This is a genomic window from uncultured Intestinibacter sp., from assembly GCF_902468165.1.
In the GTDB taxonomy this organism is placed as follows: domain Bacteria; phylum Bacillota; class Clostridia; order Peptostreptococcales; family Peptostreptococcaceae; genus Intestinibacter.
Genome location: NZ_CABQXJ010000031.1, coordinates 22,914 through 29,286, shown reverse-complemented (window position 1 = coordinate 29,286; position 6,373 = coordinate 22,914). Strand labels below are relative to the sequence as shown.

The following is a 6,373-nucleotide window of genomic DNA, read 5'->3' as shown; positions in this document are numbered from 1 at the left end:
TTAATTAAATAATAAGAGCAGGGGAAATAAATCCTCTGCTTTTACTATTTAATTAAATTAGTGATAGATACTTAAGTATTTTTCTTTATAACAAAAAAATATTGTAATAAATATTACTATGTGTTAATATAATTAATATAAAAATATATTAACACATATATAAAATAAACATATAATAAATAATAAAACGCAAAAAGAGAGGAGCAAAATATGAAAAATCAGTTTTACTTAAAAAACTTCAAAAGCAAGTGGATAAAATACGATAATTATGACTTGAGAGAAAATTCAAATGGAAGTATATATATTGTTCCATCAGAAGACAGTAAATATACAATTTATGATCCTTTTGAAAAATCGAGCAATATATTATTTGATTTAATCGACTTAGGTGACTTAGTTTTAAAAAATGAAAGTCAAGATACTTTATACAATAAATTAATAGTGTTTGTAAAACACTACGGATTACTAGGGCTTATAACTTCTAGTGTATACAATCGAGATATAGTTGGAGAAGATAATGTAATATTTTCACAAAATAATATTATAAGCAGCACTTTAAACTTAGATACTAACATAATGAAGTCTGAGGATTATATAAAACTATTCACGCCATTTGCAGGTGAGGATGATTTATATACTAGAGAATTTGATAAACATCTAACTGTTGTAAAAGCAGAAGATTCTCCAAAGTTTTACGGTAAAAAGCCGTTAGTTTTAGATATAGTATTTTCAAAATTCTATGCAGAGCGTGTAGAATGGATTCTAGAATATGCAAAAAATATATCAGAAAATTTAAACCAAATGATAATTTATAAAAATAGCAATTTAACTGAAGCAGTTGAAATAATGCCAGATAAATTTAATCCAAATAAAATAGGATTTACACTAGCAATGTTTGATAGACCTCAAATTAATTGGAATTTCGACTCTCTACAGTCAGCTATGGATATGATTTATGCATTTGCTATAATGGATGAAGATAGGATATTAAACCGTTGTAATTACTGCAATAAAGCATTCTTTGCAAAAACAGAGCGAGAAAAATACTGTTCGCCTTCTTGTAGAAATTGTGCAAATGTTATAAAAAGCAGAAACAAGAAAAAGGCTCTAGAAGAACAAAATAATAAAAATAAAGTAGAAATAACAGAAAATGAAGTTGATGACTTAGCTAAAAATATAGAAAAAGAAAATAAAGCTAATACTTTAGGAAATATAAATGTAGACTTAAATACAAATAAGTTTGAAAATATTTTAGAAAAAATTGATAAGCAAATTATAAAAAATGTTAGAGAAAGAAGTATAGATATTCAAAAATATGAAGGTGGTGAAGATGATATGAAAAATGAAAAACGTAAACAAGCTATTTATGAATATAAAGAAAAGAAGACAACAGGTGGAGTTTATAAAATAACTAATACAGAAAGTAAAAAGAGTTTAATTAAAGGGGAAGTAGATTTACAATCTATGCAAAATAGATTTAATTTCTCTGTTTCGGTAAATAGCTGCTTAAATATAAAACTTCAAAAAGACTGGAACAAATACGGGGCAAAATCATTTACATTTGAAATACTTGAAGAAACTGAGATGAAACCAGAAATGGATAGAAGAGAGTTTAAAAAGTATTTAAATGAAATGGCTGAAAAATATACTGAAAATATGGATCCAGAAGAATTATATTAAATTGAATTTTGAGGATACATTCGATTTGAATATGAAAATTTATAATAAAGATGGAATTTATAAAAAGATAAAGAGCTTTAAGTTTATCTAATAGATAAATAAATTAAAAAATTTTAATAAAAATGTATAGAATTTAATATTGTGTGGATAATATAACTATATATTTAAATTTGCACAATTGAGCTCAATTATAAATATATAGACCGATATTTTTTAGGGTAACTACTCTAAGAAGTATCGGTATTTAATTTTTGAAATAAATTAAATATAAAGGCATATTAGAATATAATTTATCATATAAGATGTTCTTAAAATATGGGGGGATAATATGAGAGTTATTTGTTACAATATACATTCAGGAACTGATAAAGAAAAAAATCCAACATTAAATGAGATTATTGCTTATTTAAAACAACAACAAAGCGATATAATCTGTCTTCAAGAAGTTTTATATTCACAGTATAAAAAAATAAAGTTTAGACTAAGAATGGATGGTATTTTTGCTGAAAATGTTGTGGATAAAGAATTTGGAGTTTGTATACTTACAAAATATAAAATAGTAGCACAAAATCATGTGCTGCTTACTAGCAAAAAAGAACAAAGGGGATTTGCACATATAAAAGTAAAAATAAATGATGATGGGTATTTAAATATTATCAATACACATCTCGGTCTTGATAAATATGAACGTGTTAAACAAATAGATGAAATTTTAGATTTTATAAATATAAATTTAAATGGAAATATTGAAAATCTTATAGGGAATATAATTTGTGGGGACTTTAATGAAAAGAATATATATCTTAATAACTTTGAGGACGTATCTATGAAATTAAATAAAGACAACATACCAACTTTTTTAAATAGTAGAATAGACTATTGTTTTGAAGATACGAACTTGAATATTACTTCATATGAAGTGGATAAGGTATATATGTCAGATCACTTTCCAATAATAGTTGATTTTTCATAGTTATATAAATATTAAAAAAAGCACTGAGAAGTGCTTTTATTATTTCTTAGCTAATTTTATATTCCTATCTAATGTATATTTAATTAAGTAACTTGTCATATTTTCAAATTTCATGTCAAAATCATTTTCATCAAAAAGCATATAAAGAGCAAATAAGTTCGCTTCCCTTTCAGCCTCCTGGTTTTCAGATTCAAAGTTATTCACACCAGTATGTCCCAATATTATATGTCCTAGCTCGTGAGCACATAATATATTTTTCGATTTTTCTATGTAATTAGAATTGATTGTAATAGAAGGCTGACCATAAATAGATACAAAATAAGCTTTGCGAGATTCGTTAAAATTTCGTTCTCTAACAGTAATACCCAAGTGGTCACAGATTACAAAGGGGTTATTTGTATTATATGTTGCTTTTAAATTGTCAACGGCCTGTTTAATCTTATTACTACTCAATAAATTACCCTCCCTCCGATAAGTTATCGTTTTACTTGTTATTTTTTCTTATATTTATAGCTAATTAATTCGATTTGTTGCAATAAGTCATTGGCGAAATCGATTATCTCCTCGTCTGATAATTTGGTAGCATCATAACCACCATATGCCATAACAGTCGGCAATTTTAAAATGAATTCCATAGCATCAGTGGCATTGTTAAACTCTGTTGGAGGATTTTGTGGATTACGCCCAAGTAAGTAATCGGTTGATACATCGAAAAAATCCGCTATTTTAGTTAAAATAGTTTGGTCAGGAAATCGCCTACCTTGTTCATACATTCCAATAGTGCTGCTTGATATTCCTAATATTTTACTTAGTTTAGATTGACTGAGATTTTTTGATGTTCTTAACTTTTTCAGATTTTGTCCAAACATGGCTGATCCCTCCTTTACTGCTCTTAATTAAGAATCAAAAGAAAAATTATGTAAATAATTCCTATGGTAATAGTGTAACACGAAACGTGTATTATTTTCAATAAATAACACAAAAGGAAGTGGGATTTCTTTACAAAGTATTTGAGATGAAAAATAAAGTAAATAGATATAAAATAATTGTAGTATAATATTTCATAGTAAAAATCTTTATAATAAGGTATATTACGTACGGTTGATGGACATAAATCAAATAAAAATATGAGCGGAAATAGATTTAGATGAGGAGAATTATTATGAATGAAAAGATATTAGATATATTACAAAAGTATTATGGATATAAGAGTTTTAGAAAGGGTCAAGAAGAAATCATAAATACTATATTAAACGGAGAAGATGTATTAGCAATAATGCCTACAGGTGGAGGAAAGTCACTTTGTTACCAAGTTCCTGCGCTTTGTATGGATGGACTAACTATTGTAATATCTCCATTAATATCACTTATGAAGGACCAAGTAGACTCTTTGACATCAATGGGGATAGATGCTAGCTATATAAATAGTTCACTTTCATCAGAAGATTACAATCAAATTTTAGAAAATATAACAAATGATAAGTATAAGATTATATATGTTGCACCAGAAAGATTAGAAAGCACAGAATTTTTAAATATAATTCAAAATAAAAACATAGCACAAATTGCAATAGACGAGGCACATTGTATATCTCAATGGGGTCACGATTTTAGAGTTTCATACAAAAAGATACCATACTTTATAAGAAATTTAAAAACTAGACCTATAGTTACCACATTTACTGCAACTGCATCGACAGAAGTCAGAAAAGATATTTTAAATATGTTAGATCTTATAGAGCCTAAAATATTTATAACAGGTTTTGATAGAGAAAATTTATACATAAATATAGTTAAATCATCAGCTAAAAATAAATACCTACTAGAATATATAGAAAATCATAAATCAGAAAGCGGTATAATTTATGCTGCAACAAGAAAAGAAGTCGAAAAGATTTATGAAGGTCTTTTAAAAAGGAATATAGACGTACTTAAGTATCATGCAGGTATGTCAAATGAAGACAGAAAGCTAAATCAAGATAAATTTATAAATGACGATGCAAATATAATAGTTGCAACAAATGCATTTGGTATGGGAATAGATAAGCCTAATATAAGATGGGTAATACATTACAACATGCCACAAAGTATAGAAAACTATTATCAAGAAATAGGTAGAGCTGGTAGGGATGGCGAAAATAGCGAGTGTATATTACTTTTTACACCGGGAGATATCCACACACAAAAATATCTTATAGAAGTAGGAACAGAGAGTGTTTCTAGAAAGACTATACAATATAACAAACTTCAACAAATAGTAGACTTAGTTTATAGCAATTCATGTTATAGAAAAAGTATACTAGAGTATTTTGGAGAAGTTATGCTAGGCAAATGTGACAATTGTAGTAATTGCCTAACTGAAGGTCAAATTATAGACAAAACACTAGATGCTCAAAAGGTAATTTCATGCATATACAGAATGAAGAGAAATTATGGATTAACTATGGTTGTTGATGTTCTTAGAGGATCTAAAAATAAAAAAGTATTAGAACTTGGATTTGATAAACTTAGCACTTATGGAATAATGAAAGACTACAGCAATGAGGGATTAAAGACTTTTATAAACACTTTAATTTCTCATGGATTTTTATATATAAAAGAAAATCTAGGTACTAGAGGAAGTTTTCCTACTATATCTATGAATAAACAATCTTTAAAAGTATTAAAAGGTGAGATAAAAGTTGAATTTAAAGAGGTAAAAGTAGCAAAAGAATCAAATAATAAAAATGAGTTATTTGAAGTTTTAGCAGACTTAAGAAAGACAATAGCAGTAAATGAAAAAGTTGCTCCATATATGGTGTTTGGAGATGCAACATTACTATCAATGGCAAATACTTATCCAACTACACAGCAAGAACTATTAAATATTTCAGGTGTTGGACAAGTTAAATACGAAAGATATGGACAAAACTTTATAGATGCAATTGAAACATATATGCAAGATAAAAACATAAATAAAAATGAATTAATTGAAAAACAAAATAATATTGATGAAGACGATAAAGAGTTCTTTGAAGTTAAAACAGATAAAAACTTATATGAACTATTAAAAACTGTAAGGGCAAAATATGCACGAATTGAAAGTATTCCATACCACATGGTAATGCCTAAAAACACATTAAAAGAAATAAGCGGAAGATATCCACTAGATACAGAGAAATTAAGCGATATATCTGGACTAGGTCCAAAGAAAATAGATAAATACGGTGATGAAATAATACAAGTAGTCAATAATTATGTAGAAGAAAATAATATAAAAGTAAACTGGAGAGAAAAGAAGAAAAAGAAATTAATTATAGATGGAGAAAGCAGAAAGCCTAAAGAAATAGCTCTAGATTTATTAAATCAAGGAATGGATGTAAAAACTATAAGCAATAAATTAGAAACATCAGTATATTCTATTTTAGGTTTTATATACGACTATATAAAAGAAGACAATGAACTTCACTTCAAATTTAATCCATCAGTGTATTATTGTGAAGATGAAAAAGAGTTAATCGAAAAAAGCATAAATAAATTCGGTGAAGATAAAATGAGGGATATAAAAAACTCACTCCCAGACTATATTAGATATGAAAGTATCAGAGCAGTTATAATAGAAAGATACATAACAGCTTAAATACAGTAAAAATATTTAAATTACAGAAATTAAAATATAAGTATAAATTATATTAAAATTTATAAAAAAAGATTACGAAAATCATAAAAAATGAATTTTTT

General features: G+C 26.5%; 5 protein-coding genes. 3 read left to right on the top strand and 2 right to left on the bottom strand.

From position 1 onward, the window contains the following. The first annotated feature begins 210 nt into the window (after window positions 1-210). Window positions 211-1,680 carry a GIY-YIG nuclease family protein gene (locus RDX53_RS07335; protein ID WP_307993907.1) on the top strand — a complete coding sequence of 490 codons (1,470 nt, stop codon included), beginning with the start codon at window positions 211-213 and terminating at the stop codon, window positions 1,678-1,680. Between the two features lie 328 nt (window positions 1,681-2,008). Then, window positions 2,009-2,653 carry an endonuclease/exonuclease/phosphatase family protein gene (locus tag RDX53_RS07330; RefSeq protein ID WP_295574060.1) on the top strand — a complete coding sequence of 215 codons (645 nt, stop codon included), beginning with the start codon at window positions 2,009-2,011 and terminating at the stop codon, window positions 2,651-2,653. Between the two features lie 39 nt (window positions 2,654-2,692). Here RDX53_RS07330 and RDX53_RS07325 read toward each other — a convergent pair whose 3' ends face one another. Together RDX53_RS07325 and RDX53_RS07320 are read right to left on the bottom strand one after the other, a co-directional pair. Continuing rightward, a complete protein-coding gene (locus RDX53_RS07325; RefSeq protein ID WP_195931497.1) occupies window positions 2,693-3,106 on the bottom strand; it encodes an ImmA/IrrE family metallo-endopeptidase in 414 nt (137 codons plus the stop codon). 38 nt (window positions 3,107-3,144) lie between these two features. Then, a complete protein-coding gene (locus RDX53_RS07320) occupies window positions 3,145-3,522 on the bottom strand; it encodes a helix-turn-helix domain-containing protein (RefSeq protein WP_007286114.1) in 378 nt (125 codons plus the stop codon). Between the two features lie 293 nt (window positions 3,523-3,815). Here RDX53_RS07320 and recQ point away from each other — a divergent pair, with 293 nt between their 5' ends. After that, window positions 3,816-6,272, top strand: coding sequence for a DNA helicase RecQ (gene recQ / locus RDX53_RS07315; protein WP_295574067.1), 2,457 nt, complete (start codon window positions 3,816-3,818; stop codon window positions 6,270-6,272). Window positions 6,273-6,373 lie beyond the last annotated feature (101 nt).